Origin of the sequence: Pseudotabrizicola alkalilacus (genome assembly GCF_003443995.1) — a bacterium.
GTDB lineage: Bacteria > Pseudomonadota > Alphaproteobacteria > Rhodobacterales > Rhodobacteraceae > Pseudotabrizicola > Pseudotabrizicola alkalilacus.
Map to the genome: position 1 here is coordinate 99,272 of NZ_QWEY01000011.1, position 14,207 is coordinate 113,478.

15 protein-coding genes are annotated in these 14,207 nt (G+C 60.2%); 12 read left to right on the forward strand and 3 right to left on the reverse strand.

Annotated features, from left to right (window positions below; genetic code table 11):
- Window positions 1–76 precede the first annotated feature (76 nt).
- The 7 genes from D1012_RS17650 to D1012_RS17680 are packed head-to-tail and all read left to right on the forward strand — an operon-like array spanning window position 77 to window position 6,466.
- Window positions 77–1,087, forward strand: a complete 1,011-nt coding sequence (locus tag D1012_RS17650) for a PilN domain-containing protein (protein WP_147335734.1) — start codon at window positions 77–79, stop codon at window positions 1,085–1,087.
- Window positions 1,084–1,653 (forward strand): hypothetical protein, encoded by a 570-nt coding sequence (locus tag D1012_RS17655; RefSeq protein ID WP_118155407.1) that lies wholly within the window; start codon window positions 1,084–1,086, stop codon window positions 1,651–1,653. Before D1012_RS17650 ends, D1012_RS17655 begins: the two co-directional genes overlap by 4 nt.
- Entirely contained in the window at window positions 1,650–2,162 is a 513-nt protein-coding gene (locus D1012_RS17660) for a hypothetical protein (RefSeq protein ID WP_118155409.1), read from the forward strand. Before D1012_RS17655 ends, D1012_RS17660 begins: the two co-directional genes overlap by 4 nt.
- A 50-nt stretch (window positions 2,163–2,212) precedes the next feature.
- Window positions 2,213–4,261, forward strand: a complete 2,049-nt coding sequence (gene gspD, locus D1012_RS17665; RefSeq protein WP_118155411.1) for a type II secretion system secretin GspD — start codon at window positions 2,213–2,215, stop codon at window positions 4,259–4,261.
- 6 nt (window positions 4,262–4,267) lie between these two features.
- Window positions 4,268–5,461: a type II secretion system F family protein gene (locus tag D1012_RS17670; protein WP_118155413.1), complete on the forward strand. Its 1,194-nt coding sequence runs from the start codon at window positions 4,268–4,270 to the stop codon at window positions 5,459–5,461.
- 25 nt (window positions 5,462–5,486) lie between these two features.
- Complete coding sequence (locus D1012_RS17675) at window positions 5,487–5,840, forward strand: hypothetical protein (protein ID WP_118155415.1); 354 nt, start codon at window positions 5,487–5,489, stop codon at window positions 5,838–5,840.
- Window positions 5,837–6,466, forward strand: coding sequence for a PulJ/GspJ family protein (locus D1012_RS17680; protein WP_118155417.1), 630 nt, complete (start codon window positions 5,837–5,839; stop codon window positions 6,464–6,466). The genes D1012_RS17675 and D1012_RS17680 overlap by 4 nt, the downstream gene beginning before the upstream one ends.
- On the opposite strand, the gene gspG is transcribed toward D1012_RS17680, so the two are convergent.
- On the reverse strand, window positions 6,409–6,840 hold the full coding sequence (gene gspG, locus D1012_RS17685; protein ID WP_118155419.1) for a type II secretion system major pseudopilin GspG: 432 nt from the start codon (window positions 6,838–6,840) through the stop codon (window positions 6,409–6,411). The two genes, D1012_RS17680 and gspG, sit on opposite strands and share 58 nt — an antisense overlap.
- Entirely contained in the window at window positions 6,831–7,391 is a 561-nt protein-coding gene (locus D1012_RS22705; protein WP_158569385.1) for a prepilin peptidase, read from the reverse strand. The genes gspG and D1012_RS22705 overlap by 10 nt, the downstream gene beginning before the upstream one ends.
- Before the next feature lie 51 nt (window positions 7,392–7,442).
- Here D1012_RS22705 and D1012_RS22710 point away from each other — a divergent pair, with 51 nt between their 5' ends.
- The 5 genes from D1012_RS22710 to D1012_RS17710 all read left to right on the forward strand — a co-directional run bounded on the left by D1012_RS22710 (window position 7,443) and on the right by D1012_RS17710 (window position 12,967).
- The gene (locus tag D1012_RS22710; protein ID WP_158569386.1) at window positions 7,443–8,024 is read left to right on the forward strand and encodes a hypothetical protein; all 582 of its coding nucleotides are present in this window, start codon (window positions 7,443–7,445) and stop codon (window positions 8,022–8,024) included.
- Window positions 8,025–8,329: 305 nt separating this feature from the next.
- Complete coding sequence (locus tag D1012_RS17695) at window positions 8,330–9,505, forward strand: ornithine cyclodeaminase family protein (protein WP_118155423.1); 1,176 nt, start codon at window positions 8,330–8,332, stop codon at window positions 9,503–9,505.
- Window positions 9,506–9,557: 52 nt separating this feature from the next.
- Window positions 9,558–9,980, forward strand: coding sequence for a Rid family hydrolase (locus D1012_RS17700; RefSeq protein WP_118155424.1), 423 nt, complete (start codon window positions 9,558–9,560; stop codon window positions 9,978–9,980).
- Between the two features lie 82 nt (window positions 9,981–10,062).
- Window positions 10,063–11,355, forward strand: coding sequence for an NAD(P)/FAD-dependent oxidoreductase (locus tag D1012_RS17705; protein ID WP_118155426.1), 1,293 nt, complete (start codon window positions 10,063–10,065; stop codon window positions 11,353–11,355).
- A gap of 109 nt (window positions 11,356–11,464) precedes the next feature.
- Window positions 11,465–12,967: an aldehyde dehydrogenase family protein gene (locus D1012_RS17710; protein ID WP_233517168.1), complete on the forward strand. Its 1,503-nt coding sequence runs from the start codon at window positions 11,465–11,467 to the stop codon at window positions 12,965–12,967.
- Window positions 12,968–12,990: 23 nt separating this feature from the next.
- Here D1012_RS17710 and D1012_RS17715 read toward each other — a convergent pair whose 3' ends face one another.
- A complete protein-coding gene (locus D1012_RS17715; protein ID WP_158569387.1) occupies window positions 12,991–14,109 on the reverse strand; it encodes an AraC family transcriptional regulator in 1,119 nt (372 codons plus the stop codon).
- Window positions 14,110–14,207: the final 98 nt, after the last annotated feature.

Below are 14,207 nucleotides of genomic sequence, written 5' to 3' on the forward strand. Positions count from 1 at the left end.
TCTCGTCTGGCAGGCACTTTCGCAGCAGCTTGGGGTGTCATAGCATGACGGGTGGGGAAGTCATCGGGGCAACAGGGTGAGCGAGCGAGAGCAAAGGTCAATCGGCGTGGCGCGTCAGGGTGGTGTGCCGGTTCTGCAAGGGCTTTGGTCTGCCATGGCCGCGTTGTTTCAGCCTTGGGTGCCCGCCCGTGCGCCGCGCAAGGTCCATCTGACCTCTCTGCCGCTGACAGAAGAAGATCTTGGCAAGATGCGCATCCCCGCCGGGCGCGTCAGCCTTGTCCTGCCAGCAAGTGCCTGTCTGGAGCGTGACGTTACCCTGCCGCGGGCGGCAAGGGCAAAGGCGGCGCAAGCCATCTCCCTGAACCTGCGGGGATCACTGCCTTCGGGGGGAAAGGGGTTGATCTGGCGGCACAGGCCGGCGTCTGAACCTGGCGCGACGCTGGTCTATCGCTGTGCTCTTGTCAAAGAAGCTCATCTGACGCAGCTGCGCGAGGCGGCGGCTGGGGCAGGGGTAAAGGTGGCAGATATACGGTTGCCCGATTATCCGGGGGTGGGCTTTGACGCGCCTGTTCTGTGGCAAGCCATGCCAAACCTGCCCACAACAGCAAAGAACTGGGCGGCTGCGACGGGGCTTGTCTGCATTCTGCTGGCGCTTCTCGTGATTGTCCTGACCGAGGCGCAGGTGGCAAAGGTTTCGGAGCAGGTATCGGTCCGCAGTGCTCGCGTGACCCAGCTGGAGCAGCGGCTCGCCGAAGCCGAGGCGCAAGAGGCGCGCGGAACCGCCGATGCGGTGCTGACGGCGACGCAGATCGTAGATTTCCGGAACGGGCTTCGCCCTTTGTCCGGGCTTGGTCTTGTGGCCGCGGGGTTACCTCCGGATGTCTGGATTTCGGAACTGTCGGTTGCCGCTGGCGGCTGGCGTCTGTCCGGCTTTGCAAGCGGCGAGGTGACGGAAACCGTAACGGCGCTGCAAGCCCTGCCGGGAGCCGGAAATGTGCGCCTGTCTGGTCCGGTCATGTTTGACACCTATAGCCAGAAAAGCCGCTTCGATATCGAGATGACCCTGTTGCCGGAAAGCGTGCCGTGACCGAAACGATGAAAACAGGGTTGCGGGGCTTTGCTCTTCTTGTGCTGCTGTGTGCGGCGTCGGCTGTGCTTCTTTTTCAGATCACCAGCCAAAGCCGTGGACGGCTTGCCACTGAAATCGCAGCGCTGGAAACTCTTGGGCAGAGGGAAGCCCAGCTGATGCAGCGGCTGATGGTCCTGCAGCCCGGTGGCCGATCGGGGGCCACAACCCTGCCTGAAGATGCGATCTGGCCACAGGAAAGTCTTTCAGCAGTCGAGCGCGCGATTCAGGATGTTGTCTTGCTTGCGTCTCAACAGTCAGGTCTGACGGTCATTTCTTTCGGTGGGCTTGGCGGGGATGCGCGCTGTATCATCCCCTGTTCCACCTATGAACTCGAACTCACCGGAGGCCATTCCGAGGTGGTTGCGTTTCTTGGCGCAGTCGAGGCAATTCGTCCTGCGCTGTCAACACGGCAGGTCTGGATGCGCCAGCTGCCTCCCGATGGCAGTACGACCAGCGCGCCGATCAATCTTCGCCTTACCCTTTGGGCGCTTGCGCCCGAGATCGTGAATGGGCAGGCCGAATGATACGGCTTCCCCCCCTTGGCTTTGTGCTGCCGGTGCTGACCGCGCTTGGTGTCACGCTGGCGCTGATACCCGAAGGGTATGTGCCTGCGCCGATGGTGACCAATGCGGTGCTTGGCGCTGCGAGGGCCGCTTCTGTATCGGCCTTGCCCCCGCTTTCAGATGTAGCCGCAGTCGAAAGCGTCTTTGCCGAGCGGCCGCTTTTGGCCGAAGACCGCCGCCCACCGCAGGTCAGTGCAGTGCAAGCGTCAGAGCCAGCGCTGGCGGTGGAAATGCCCGTGGCAGTGCCTGATCTCCTGGCCCCGACTGCGCCACGGATTGCAGGTTTGATAACCGCTGACGGTCAAACCCGCGTTCTGCTTCGTGATGCGGTCAGCGGTAAGGAAAGCTGGACGCGACTGGGTGAGACCGTTGGCGGTTGGACATTGATAGAAATAACACAGATGACTGCGATACTGGAGGCACAAGGGGTGCAAGTCACTGTTCAGCTGTTTCAAGACAGGCTACCCTGATCACCGAGCAGATAAAAAAGACCTGAATACAGGCCATCTTGGTGAAACTCATGCGTTCTATGTGGTTACGTGCCATCGGCATGACCCTTGGCATTTGTGGCGTGGCGGTTCTTGCCGGCTGTGTTGAAAATGGTCCGGGGCGCAGTTCGGGCTTTTTCGGGGCAGACGGGCCTAATCGCGGCGGCGTTGCCTCACGCGGGATCACTCAGCACGGGCTGGTTGGGGGCGGCGTGGCACCCGGTGCCTTGCAACGCGGCTCTGACGTATTTCTTGATAGTACCGGAGGGGGCCTTGAAGACCGCCGTGCGATCGTGGTGCCAGAAGATGGTCAGCGCGTGCAGCTTTCGCTGGTCAATGCGTCGATTGATGCAGCGGCCAAGGCGGTGCTGTCTGATACGCTGGGTCTGAATTATGTGATCGATACCGGCGTGCAAGGCAGCATCACCATTCAAACCACGGGCGCGATACCGAAAGATGCCTTGCTTGATCTGTTTGAAACTTCGTTGCAGGCCAATAATGCCCAGCTTCGCAAAGAAGGTGCGGTGGTGCGGATCGTACCCGGTGCCAGTGGCAATTCAACCTTTCGGGTGGCGGGACGGGACGCGCTGACCGGATCGTCGATCATGGTGGCCCCACTCCGCTTTGTTTCTGCGACCGAAATGGTCAAGCTGCTGGAGCCTTTGTCAGAACAGGGGCTGAAAGTTGTGGCCGAACAGCGCCGCAATCTTTTGTTGTTTTCCGGCAGCCCGGCGCTGATGGAAAGCGCCCTTGATGCGCTGAATCTGTTTGATGTCGATGTTCTTCAGGGTAAATCCGTCGCGCTGGTCCGCCTGCGCTCCGCCGATCCCGAGGCGGTTGTCCCCGAGCTGCAACGGATTTTCGAGGCAGAGGAAGGCGGGATGCTGAACGGGGTGGTCGAGTTCATTCCCAATCCGCGCTTGTCATCCATCCTTGTGATTTCGTCACGCGCAACCTACGTGGCCAAGGCGCAACGCTGGATCCGGGAACTGGACCAGACGGCGGCAGGGTCTTCGACCTATCTTGCAACTTACGAACTGCAAAATCGCAGCGCCTCAGAGGTTGCGCCCATTCTGAATGAATTGCTGCAGGGCGGCAGCCCGGCACCGGCGGGCGGTGAAGCCCAGGTGCAGATGGCATCATTTGGGGATGAGGGCAGCTCGATGCGGGTCGCCGCCGATGACAGTCGCAACGCGTTGATTGTCATGGGCGACCGGAACGATCACGATCAGGTAACATCGTTGTTGCGCAGCCTCGACAGCTCTGCACGTCAGGTTTTGCTGGAAGCGACCATTGCCGAAGTGACCCTGAACGACGAGATCAAGATCGGCACGCGCTGGTTTTTTGAAAGCGGCAAGTGGGATTTCCGGTTTTCGGATCTGTCCAGCGGCGGCGTTTCCGGCAATTCGCCCGGCTTTACCGCCGTGTTTGGATCGGGCGATGCCAATGTCGCCCTGTCGGCTCTGGCCAGCGTGACCGATGTAAAGGTGATTTCTGCCCCAACGCTGATGGTGATGGACAACAAAGAAGGCATTTTGCAGATCGGCGATCAGGTGCCGATTGCACGGCAAAACAGCACTTCAAGCGACACGCCCAACGCGCCGGTGCTGACACAGGTGGAATACCGCGATACGGGGATCATCCTGCGGGTCAAGCCGCGGATCGGCGACGGCGGTCGCGTGATGCTGGACATCAGCCAAGAGGTCAGCGACGTGGCTGAAACCCGCACATCCGGAATTGACAGTCCCACGATCCGCCAGCGCAAGGTGCAGACCACTGTTGCTCTTGGCGATGGGCAGACGCTGGCTCTGGGCGGACTGGTTCAGGAGACGGATAATGCGACCAATTCGCAGGTGCCGGGTCTGGGCAAGGTGCCTGTGGTCGGCAACTTGTTCAGGTCAAAGAACAGCCGCAAAGGGCGTACCGAACTCCTGATCCTGATCCGCCCGCGCGTGGTGCGCAACGAGGGCGAAGCCGCAGATGCGACAGCCTATTGGCGGGGCAAAGTGTCGGGGTCGAATTCGCTGTTGAATGCGGGGCTTGGATCAGCGCGCCACACCGTGCGCGACTATTCGCACTAGCGCGCCATGCCGCGTTTTCGCTATGCCGCCTATGCTGCAGATGGCAGCGCCGAAAACGGCGCGCTGCAGGCCGCATCCGAGGCAGAGGCGCTCAAGCGGCTGGCGGCCCTTGGTCTGACGGTCACCGATCTGGGCCCAGACAGGGCCGGGCAGGGCGCGGCAGGCGGGCGCATCATTCCTTTGGCAGCGCAAGCCGATCTGGCCGAGCAGTTGAGCGTTTTGTTTGCCGCGCGCCTGCCTGCGCCAAAGGTGGCCGAAATAGTCGCCACATCAAACCGCACCCCCGCAATCCGGCGCCATTTTCAGCGCGTGGGCCAGCTGATGGCAGATGGCGCGGGCTTTGCCGATGCGATGGAACAGGCGTCGGACCGGCTGTCCCCGCTTTTCTCGGTCATGGCCAGCATCGGGCAGGCCACAGCGCGCCCCGGCCAGCAGATGCCGCAACTGGCCACCGCCCTGCGCCGCCAGCAAAAAATGCTGGGCCAGCTGAGCGGTGCCTTGGTCTACCCCGCGATCCTTTTGGTGGGGGGGGTGGGCATCATTCTTGTGATGTCGTTGTTTCTGGCGCCGCGCCTTGCCGTCATCTTTACCTCTGTCAATCAACCGCTGCCTTCGGCAATCGCGGGCTTTGTCGCGTTGGGAGAGGGCGTGGTGGTCTGGGGGCTGCCCGTCGCAATTGGCGTCGCGGCGGCTCTGCTCTGGGTTATCCGGGCGTTGCGTCGTCCTGGGTCTGACCTGCGCCGGATGATGCGCCGCTTTCCCGGCTTTGGCCCGGTGCTCCGGGATGTCAGTCTCGCCCGGATCGTGCGGGCGGTGCAGCTGATGCAAGAGGCCGGAATGCCACTCGCCGTGTCGCTTTCGGCGGCGGCGAGTGCCTTTTCCACCGATCCGGAGGCCGCCCTGTTTGCCCGCGCAGCCGAGGCGCTGGAGGGTGGCGCGCGCGCATCATCAGTCTTGTCGCAAGACCCCTCACTGCCCGCGATGTTGCGCGAAATGATCCGCATCGGCGAAGAAACCAACACGTTGCCGCAGGTCTTGTCTGTCGCAGCCACAGCGTTGGAGGACGAGGTCGAACGCCGTCTGCAACGCATGATGGCGCTTGCAACGCCATTGCTGACCCTGCTGATCGGTGCGGTGATTGCGTTGATTGTCGGTTCCGTGATGAGCGCAATTCTGTCGGTGAATGACCTTGCGCTCTAGGCGGAACCGACGTGGAGGCGTCATCTTGCTTGAGGCGCTGGTCGCCTTTGGGCTGGTTGCGTTTGTGCTGGGTTTCGCGCTGCCGATTGTCAGCGGTGCGGCAGCGCAGCAGGCGCGTCGACTGCAAGATCTGAACGCCGCAGAATTTGCGGTCTCATTGGCCGAGGCGTATCGCGCGACCTTTCCGCAGATGGAGGCCGAAGGTCAGGATCCGGCCGGTTGGGCCTGGCGCATCACCGAACGCAGCGTCGCACCCGACGGGCAGACCTCGCTTGATCCTGTCATGCGGCTTGTCGAGGTACAGATTACGGTTTGGCATATTGATCGCAGGGCAGAGCCGACCACCTTTTCCACGCTGATCGCCCGGCCCAGATCATGAACGGGCGCAACATCCGCGCGGGCGTGGCCCTGCTGGAGACCCTGATTGCTTTGCTGGTCATGGCGATGATTGCGGCGCTGGTGTCGGGGGTTACGGGCGGCAGTATCCGCGTTCTGGTGCGCAGCGCGGAACTTGGCGACGATCTGCAACAGGCTTTGAACCGGCGCGATCTGCGTCTGTGGCTGGAACATGCCATCATCGAGCCGGTCATTGGGGGCCCCTTTGCCGGGTTTGTCGGCACCGAAACCGGCCTTACCGCGCTGACATCACCGCCAGCCGGAGCGTTCTGGCCGGGCGCGCCCATGTCTCTGACACTGACCGAAAACGCGCAGTTTGTTGCGCAAGGGCAGGATGAAGATGGCCAGCCAGTTTTGCGTCAAGGTGCGCTGGCCCCCGAAGGCCAGCGGATCAGCCTGCTGTATTGGGGGCGGCTGGCAGAAAATCAGGGCGATACATGGTATTTCAACTGGCCGTCAGCGGCGCCATTGCCCGGTCTGGTGAAAATAACCTTTGCCGGCCCCGGTCGCCCGGTGCCGCCGCTGATCATCCGCCCGGCAAAGACTTTTCATCAAAGTGAGATGTCGCTGTCCTCGCTGGTGCCTCCGGCCCTGCCATCGGCACCATAGGTGGTGATCTCAAACGCTTTGTCCCCCGCAGGCGAGCGGTAGATATAAGGCCGGTTCCAGGGATCGTTCAGATCTTCTGGCCCATCCAGATAGGGGCCGCGCCAGTTTTGCACGCTCTGCGGGGCTGTCGTCAGCGCAGTCAATCCCTCTGCCTCCGACGGGTAGCGACCGGCATCAAGGTAGAAAAGCTGCACCGCAGAGCGCAGGTTTTCCATCTGGATTGTCGCACTGCGCGCCTTGGCCCGGCCAAAACTGTCCATTAGCCGTGGTGCGGCCAGTCCGGCGATCAGGGCAATGATGGCCAGCACGACCATCACCTCCAGCAGGGTCAAACCAGCCTTTGGATTGCGCGTTCTGGTTTTCGTCAGTGCCATCCGATTTCCCCGCCGTTTGCCGCTGCAACTGCAAAAATGGCATACGCGAGGAACGGTCCAAAGGGAATCCCCTTCTGGTGGTTGCGCCTGGCCAGCACTGCGGCAATGATGCCTCCGATTGCTGCCAGACCGATCACCAGCCACAGATTTTGTGCGCCGACCACCAATGTGCCTGCACCGATCAGCTTTACATCGCCCAGACCCAAGGCTTCTGTCTGATGCCGCCGCCAAAACATTTCGCTTGTACCGGCAAGGACAAGTGTGACGAGCAGCGCGACACCCAGAGTCACTGGCTCGGGGGTTGTCCCGATCAGAAAAGGGTATGCCAACCCCGTTACCGCCAACACAGCAGAGGCCGTGTCAGGGATGACATGCCGGGCGAGGTCTGTCACTGTTGCCCAGATCAATGGCACGGCCAAGACGGCCAACATGATGGGTACTGGCCAGTTTGGCCATATAACAACGGCGGTACAGCCATAGAGCAGCGCCAACAGGATGACGGGCACGTGTCGATTTACCGCCATAGATCCAATGCCAAACTGACGCCCCATCGGCGGCACAGTAAGAGTGGTTTTGTCCTCTTGGCAACCTTGGTGGCGGTTATGCTGCTCGCCACTATGGCTGGTTGGGTACAGGTGCGCAGTTTCGCAAACCAGCGCCTTTCGGCTGGCCTTGCCGCAGAGTTGCGGCGATCCCTGGCGCGGGATGCCCTGTTTGACAGGTTGCGTGGGCTGGTGGCCGATCAGATGGTGGCGGACCAGCCGCGCAGCGACCGGCCGCTGTTGGATGGCACAGCGTTTGATCTGCAACACGCCGGGCATGATTGGCAGGTTCGGGTGCAGGATTCGCAGGGGCTGATTGATCTTTATACGACCAATCCCGCCATCGTTGACGCTGCCCTGCCAGATGCCACACAGGTCCGGGCTGCCCGCGATGCGGCGTTGGCCGATCTGCCGCCGGGAGGGCGGTTTTTGCCATTGGCGATGTCGCTGGCCCGCTTTGGGCTGACACCTGCCGAGGAAGGTCTCTTTACGCAATCGAACACCGATAGCCTGATCCGGCTGGACACTGCACCGCCCGAGCTGCGCCTTCGGCTTGGCACGTTGTCGCCGCATCTGGTGGCGGAAGGGAAGGTTGCAAAAGTCAAGCTTGGGCTGGCGCAAAAGCCCAGAGATCCAGACTAGCGGGTCGGGCTTTGGCCCTTGGCATGTCCGAAACGGCACTAAGCTGGCACGGAAAGCATGACACTTTTCCTGTGGGTGAGCGGCGATCTCTGCTGCATGCTGTCAGCGGCAGCATCTGTGTCATTGGCAGAAAGATGCGCTCATCGTCGGGCAGTTTAGTCCCGACAGGCTTGGTATTTTTGCGCATTCCTGAACCGCGTGGCGGATTCCGGCCTGATCTGCACAATTTTCAACCGTTTTGGTCATTTCTTGTTTGATGTCTTCATGACAGCTTCGGCAGATCAAACACTGGAAGAGTAGTTCCGATGCGTCACAAAGATCACGATCACGCGCTTGATGAGCCAGCCTCGGCGACACGGATAGATTTCATCTATCTTTCAGAACCGGACATGATCCGTGCGGGCGTGACCGATATGGCGGCTTGCGTAGACACCATGGAAGAGATGTTTGCCCTGCTGTACCATGGCGATTATCGGATGGCGGGAGCCAACAACAATTCGCATGGCTCGGTGGTGATCTTCCCCGAAACCTCGGCCTTTCCCACCATGCCAAAACCGACCCCGGACCGCCGTTTCATGGCCATGCCTGCCTATCTGGGCGGTCGCTTTGGCACTGCTGGGATGAAGTGGTACGGTTCGAACATCGAGAACCGTGACAAGGGGCTGCCCCGGTCAATTCTGACATTCATTCTGAATGATGCCGATACAGGCGCCCCCCTTGCCTTTATGTCAGCCAACCTGTTGTCAGCCTATCGCACCGGGGCGGTTCCGGGTGTGGGCGCGCGCCATCTGGCGCGCAAATCATCAAAGGTGGTGGGGATTCTGGGGCCGGGCGTGATGGCAAAGACCTCGCTTTCCGCCTTTATGGCCGTCTGTCCGATGATTGATACGGTCAAGATCAAGGGACGGGGCCAGAAAAACCTTGACGCTTTTCTAAGCTGGATTGCCGAGACCTTTCCCCAGATTACCACAGTCACCGTTGTCGACGGTGTCGAAGCTGTGGTGCGCAATTCGGATATTGTCACATTTTGCGGTTCGGGGGCGACCGGTGACCCATCGACCTATCCGACGGTCAAACGGGAATGGGTCAGCCCCGGCACATTTCTGGCAATGCCCGCATTGTGCAACGTTGACGAAGCGATGGAGTCGCCCGCTATCCGCAAGGTTCTGGACAATCCGGGCCTGTATCACGCCTGGTTTGAAGAAAACCCCAAGCCGGTACACAAACACATTCCCGCGATCGGCATTCGCTTTCTGGATCTGGTCGACGAGGGCAGGATGGCGCTCGAACAGCTGGAAGACCTTGGCAAGATCGTCGCGGGAGAGGCCCCAGGACGGCAGGATGAAGACGAGATCATCATCATGTCTGTCGGCGGGATGCCGGTCGAGGATGTGGCATGGGGTACCGTGGTCTATCGCAACGCGGTTGAGATGGGCATCGGGGTCAAGCTGAACCTGTGGGATGTGCCGACCCTGCGCTGATCGTTGCGCGCTGTGTACGCGCGCTGTCCTATTTTCTAACAGAGTGAACACTATGACCGAGATTTTTAAACTGAAAACCGGCTCAAAATACGAGGAACACGGCAGCTATTCGCGGCTTGTTGCGGTGGACAACCTGATTTTCGTATCAAATACCGCCGGCCGCAATCCTGCGACCAAACTGATCCCGGAGGATCTGACCGAGCAGACCCTGCAGGTTCTGTCCAACATCGGGCGCGCGCTGGATGCGGTCGGGGCCTGTCTGGAGGACGTTGTCGCGGCGCGGGTCCATGTGCAGTTTGCCGAAGACATTGATACGATCATGGCGGCTTATGGCCAAAGGATGCGTGGGATCAATCCGACGTTGACCATGACCTGCCCCCCACTGGGGTCAGCGGAATACAAAGTCGAGATCGAAGTTACGGCCTATCGCGGGGCTTCCAGAGCCAATGTCAAAGAGATGTCGATCACACTCTGATCCGCTGCTTTGTGCGCAGACATGCCGAAGTGCTCTGCGCCGAGCCGCAGTATAATGATGCAATCATTCAAGGATAAAGGTCGTGGCCCCCGTTATCACGCCTGTAAAGACCGATCTTGATATTCCGGCATCGACCAGCGTTGTCGTGATCGGTGGCGGTATTGTCGGGCTAACCGCAGCGCTGAACCTTGCAGAGCGCGGTATTCCCGTCGTTGTGCTGGAGAAGGGGCGCATTGCCGGCGAGCAGTCCTCGCGCAATCTGGGTTGGATCCGCAAAACCGGGCGGAGCCTTTCTGATCTGCCGCTCTCGGTGGAATCAGACCGGCTTTGGGCCGGGATGGCGGAACGGGTCGGTGCCGATGTGGGCTATCGCCAAGCAGGCATCATGTATGTTGCGCGCACCGAAGCCGAGATGGAAAAGCACGCGACCTGGATCGGATCAGCCGGCGGGCAGTCGCTGGATTCGCGCCTGCTCAGCCCCGGCATGATCGACGCGCTGGTGCCGGGCGGAACAGGCGGCTGGATTGGCGGGATCTATACGCCCTCTGACGGGCGGGCAGAGCCGACATTGGCGAGCAGTGCCATTGCGGCGGCAGCCATTGTCAAAGGTGCGGTAATTGTTGAAAACTGTGCGGTGCGCACGCTTGTCACTGCTGCAGGGCGGGTGAGTGGCGTGATGACGGAACGTGGCGAAATCGCCTGTGAGCAGGTGCTGCTGGCCGGGGGACTCTGGTCGCGCCGGTTTCTGGGCAATCATGGTGTGGTGTTGCCCACTTTACCACTCGTCGCGTCGGTCTTTCGGACCGGCGTGATGGAGGGACCAACCGATATCGCCGTCGGTGCTGCGGACTTCTCGTTCCGCAAGCGGCACGACGGGGGGTATACCATCACCCAGCGTGGTGCACTTTTTGCGCCCTTGATGCTGGATCATCTGTTGATTGGACATCGTTACCTGCCAGTGCTGAAGGCGGAATGGAAGAATGTGCGACTGTCCTTTGGCAGGGATTTTCTGCGTGACCTTTCGATGGCGCGTCATTGGTCGGGCACGGCACGCTCGCCTCTGGAGCAGCTGCGCACGATGGATCCGGCGGTCAATCACGGCCTGAACGCCGAGGCGATGCAGAACCTTTGCAAGGCCTGGCCGGTTTTTAACGGTGCGGCGGTCAGGCAAAGCTGGGCAGGCATGATTGATGTCACGCCCGACTCCCTGCCGGTCATTTCGCCAGTGGCAAAGCTGCCGGGGCTGACGCTTGCATCGGGTTTTTCCGGGCATGGTTTTGGCACTGCCCCGGCAGCAGGGCAGCTTGCTGTCGACCTTTTGACCGGCAGCGCACCGATTGTCGACCCTACGCCGTATCGGCTGGAACGGCTCTGAGCACGGCAGAGCTGGCCTGCGCATGCGCCAAATCGCCCGACCGGGGCATCTGTAATCAGGGATCAAGCCGAAGCTGATCCGCAGCGGGAGTAGACAGACCATGGGTGCAATGATTGAGAGAGTGGGCGGGCCAGCCGTACGGATTCCCGCAGGCAAGCTGTTGATCAACGGGCAGTGGTGCGACGGGGCCGAGGGGCGGATGATCGCGGTCTATGATCCGGCGACCGAGGAAAAGATCGGCGATCTTGTCGCGGCGTCGGCGGCGGATGTTGATCGTGCAGTTCAGGCCGCGCATCGCACGTTTGAAAGCACGCATTGGCAGAAGATGCGGCCATTGGACCGGGGCCGCCTGCTGGAAAAGCTGGCGCTTCTGATCGAACGCGATGCCGAAGAGCTGGCGCGGCTGGAGACGCTGGACAATGGCAAGCCCTTTGGCGTCTCACGCAATGTCGATATGAAGTTCGCAATTGATGCCCTGCGCTATTATAGCGGCTGGAGTTCAAAGATGGCGGGGGAGTACATTCAACTCTCGCCATTTTTTGACGATGGCGGCACTTATCGTGCCTATACCGAGCGCAGGCCGGTGGGGGTTGTTGGCGGCATCACACCGTGGAATTTTCCACTGGGGCAGGCGGTTCAGAAACTCGCACCTGCCATTGCCTTTGGCTGTACCGTGGTGCTGAAACCTTCGGAAGACGCATCGTTGACCACGTTGCGGCTGGGGGAGCTTATTCTTGAAGCGGGGATCCCAGAGGGGGCGATCAATATCGTAACAGGATATGGGTACGAGGCGGGTCAGGCACTTGTCGATCACCCACTGGTGCGCAAAATCGCCTTTACGGGGTCAACCTTTACCGGGCAAAAGATCCTTGCCACCTCTGCCCGGCATATGAAGCGTGTGACGCTGGAGCTGGGTGGAAAATCGCCCACCATCATACTGGCAGATGCCGATCTGGATCGGGCCATTCCGGGGGCGGCCAATGCCATTTTTCCCAATTCAGGTCAGGTTTGCACCGCCGGATCCCGTCTTTTGATCGAGGCCTCGATCTTTGATGAGGTGACAAAGGGCGTCGCCCAGATCGCACGGGGTCTGAAGCTGGGCAGCGGGTTTGATCCTTTGGTGCAGCTTGGCCCGCTGATATCGTCGCGCCAGCTGAACCGGGTTTCGGAACTGGTATCGACCGGCATCAAGGATGGTGCCGAACCGCTGTGCGGCGGCGGTCAGGTCGTGGGCAAAGGGTATTTCTATCAGCCGACCGTATTGACGGGTGGCCGGTCTGATATGCAGATTGCGCGCGAAGAAGTGTTCGGGCCGGTGGTTCTGGCCATGCCGGTTCAGAATGCGGGCGATATCAAGGCGCTTGCCAATGATACCGAATATGGTCTGGGGGCCAGCATCTGGACCCGTGACATTAACAAGGCGCATCTGCTTGCCGCACAACTGGACTGCGGCACGGTCTGGATCAACACCCATAACGTGCTGGATCTTGCCATGCCCTTTGGTGGCACCAAAATGTCGGGCCTGGGTCGCGAGTTTGGAACCGAGGTGATACATGCCTACACAGAACCGCGTGCTGTCTGTATGCGGCTGGAAACATCGGCCTTTGACTGAGGCGCAATCTTACGGAGGATGAATCAGTCGGCGGGTTCGTCGTCTTCGTCCGTACCGACGGGGCGCCGTGCGCGGTGAAGGGCTGCGATGGGGGATTCCCCCGTCCATTCACGAAACGCGCGTGAGAATGCGGATTGATTGGTGTAGCCCAAGTGCGTTGCAAGCTGGCTAAGCTTGATGGTGCCGGTGCTTAGCAACATGTCCGCTTTTTTACGGCGTTCATGGTTGAGAACCTTGCTGAAGCTTGTCCCAAAAGTGCCAAGTTGTCGGCGCAGGGTGCGCGGGGCAACGCCGAGCATTTCGGCCAGTGACTCCAGATCGACGCTTTCACGGCCCAGACGCTGCTCGATCAGTTGCGAGAGGCGTTCGTGAATCGGGCGGAAGCTGTCTTCGGGTGGGCGCAGCAGATCGAAAAGATGTGTCTCGACAATCGCGCGCGCCGGAGCGTTGGAGTTGATCCAGGCATTCATCGGGCGGTCAATATCAACGTTCCGTAAAAGAATACTGTTCGCGGCTGCGTTGCCCCTGACCGGACAACGGAAGTACCGCTCCAACGGCGCTTCACGGCCCGTGACGTCATGTTCGAAGCAGATTTCGACAGGGCTCCAGCGTTCGGAGAACAGCTGCCGGATCAAAGCGCACAGGCCACCTATGGAGTTTTCGGAATCCTGGATGCGCGGCCAGATGGAAGTATCATTGATCGTGTAGCCATATCTTGTCTCTTCAAATTCGCGTTGGAGACTGCTGGTTGTGTGGGTTTGCCAGCTGGCTTGAAATCGTATGAAGACGCCAAGCGCCTCGCGCAGGGTCGGCGCGGTTGCCAAAAGCGGATAGACCGGACCGATCTCCCACAGTCGGAAATTTTGTCCGAGTTCGAGGCCAAGGAAGGGCCGGCGCAGTGCCTTTGCGGCCTCTTCAAAGAACGCAACATAGGATCGGAGAGGATAGGTCGAGTAGGGGTTCAGGGATTTTCCTGACCTGAGATTGAACCTGGCCATCACCCGATGGCAATCCGGCGAATCGCCGCGCATCTCGTTGATAATCAGGTCCAGAAAGAACTGCCGCAACGTTGCGTCCTGCGTGACAGAATGCTCACGCCGCTTTGGGCCGGGTGCTTTGCGGTCTGTGTCGATGTCACGCATCATAGGCCTCCTGCTACAGCTATTGCTTCATATATAAAACAATGCATTGACATGGTATTTGGTCATGGATGGAGCCGGAAATTTTGTGGAAAATGGCC

Excerpts from the sequence above, each read along its gene's own strand:
- gspD (WP_118155411.1), top strand. The coding sequence starts at position 2,213 with ATGCGTTCTATGTGGTTACGTGCCATCGGCATGACCCTTGGCATTTGT.
- D1012_RS17670 (WP_118155413.1), top strand. The coding sequence starts at position 4,268 with ATGCCGCGTTTTCGCTATGCCGCCTATGCTGCAGATGGCAGCGCCGAA.
- D1012_RS22705 (WP_158569385.1), bottom strand. The coding sequence starts at position 7,391 with ATGGGGCGTCAGTTTGGCATTGGATCTATGGCGGTAAATCGACACGTG.
- D1012_RS17660 (WP_118155409.1), top strand. The coding sequence starts at position 1,650 with ATGATACGGCTTCCCCCCCTTGGCTTTGTGCTGCCGGTGCTGACCGCG.
- gspG (WP_118155419.1), bottom strand. The coding sequence starts at position 6,840 with ATGGCACTGACGAAAACCAGAACGCGCAATCCAAAGGCTGGTTTGACC.
- D1012_RS17715 (WP_158569387.1), bottom strand. The coding sequence starts at position 14,109 with ATGCGTGACATCGACACAGACCGCAAAGCACCCGGCCCAAAGCGGCGT.
- D1012_RS17710 (WP_233517168.1), top strand. The coding sequence starts at position 11,465 with ATGATTGAGAGAGTGGGCGGGCCAGCCGTACGGATTCCCGCAGGCAAG.
- D1012_RS17695 (WP_118155423.1), top strand. The coding sequence starts at position 8,330 with ATGCGTCACAAAGATCACGATCACGCGCTTGATGAGCCAGCCTCGGCG.
- D1012_RS17700 (WP_118155424.1), top strand. The coding sequence starts at position 9,558 with ATGACCGAGATTTTTAAACTGAAAACCGGCTCAAAATACGAGGAACAC.
- D1012_RS22710 (WP_158569386.1), top strand. The coding sequence starts at position 7,443 with ATGCTGCTCGCCACTATGGCTGGTTGGGTACAGGTGCGCAGTTTCGCA.
- D1012_RS17680 (WP_118155417.1), top strand. The coding sequence starts at position 5,837 with ATGAACGGGCGCAACATCCGCGCGGGCGTGGCCCTGCTGGAGACCCTG.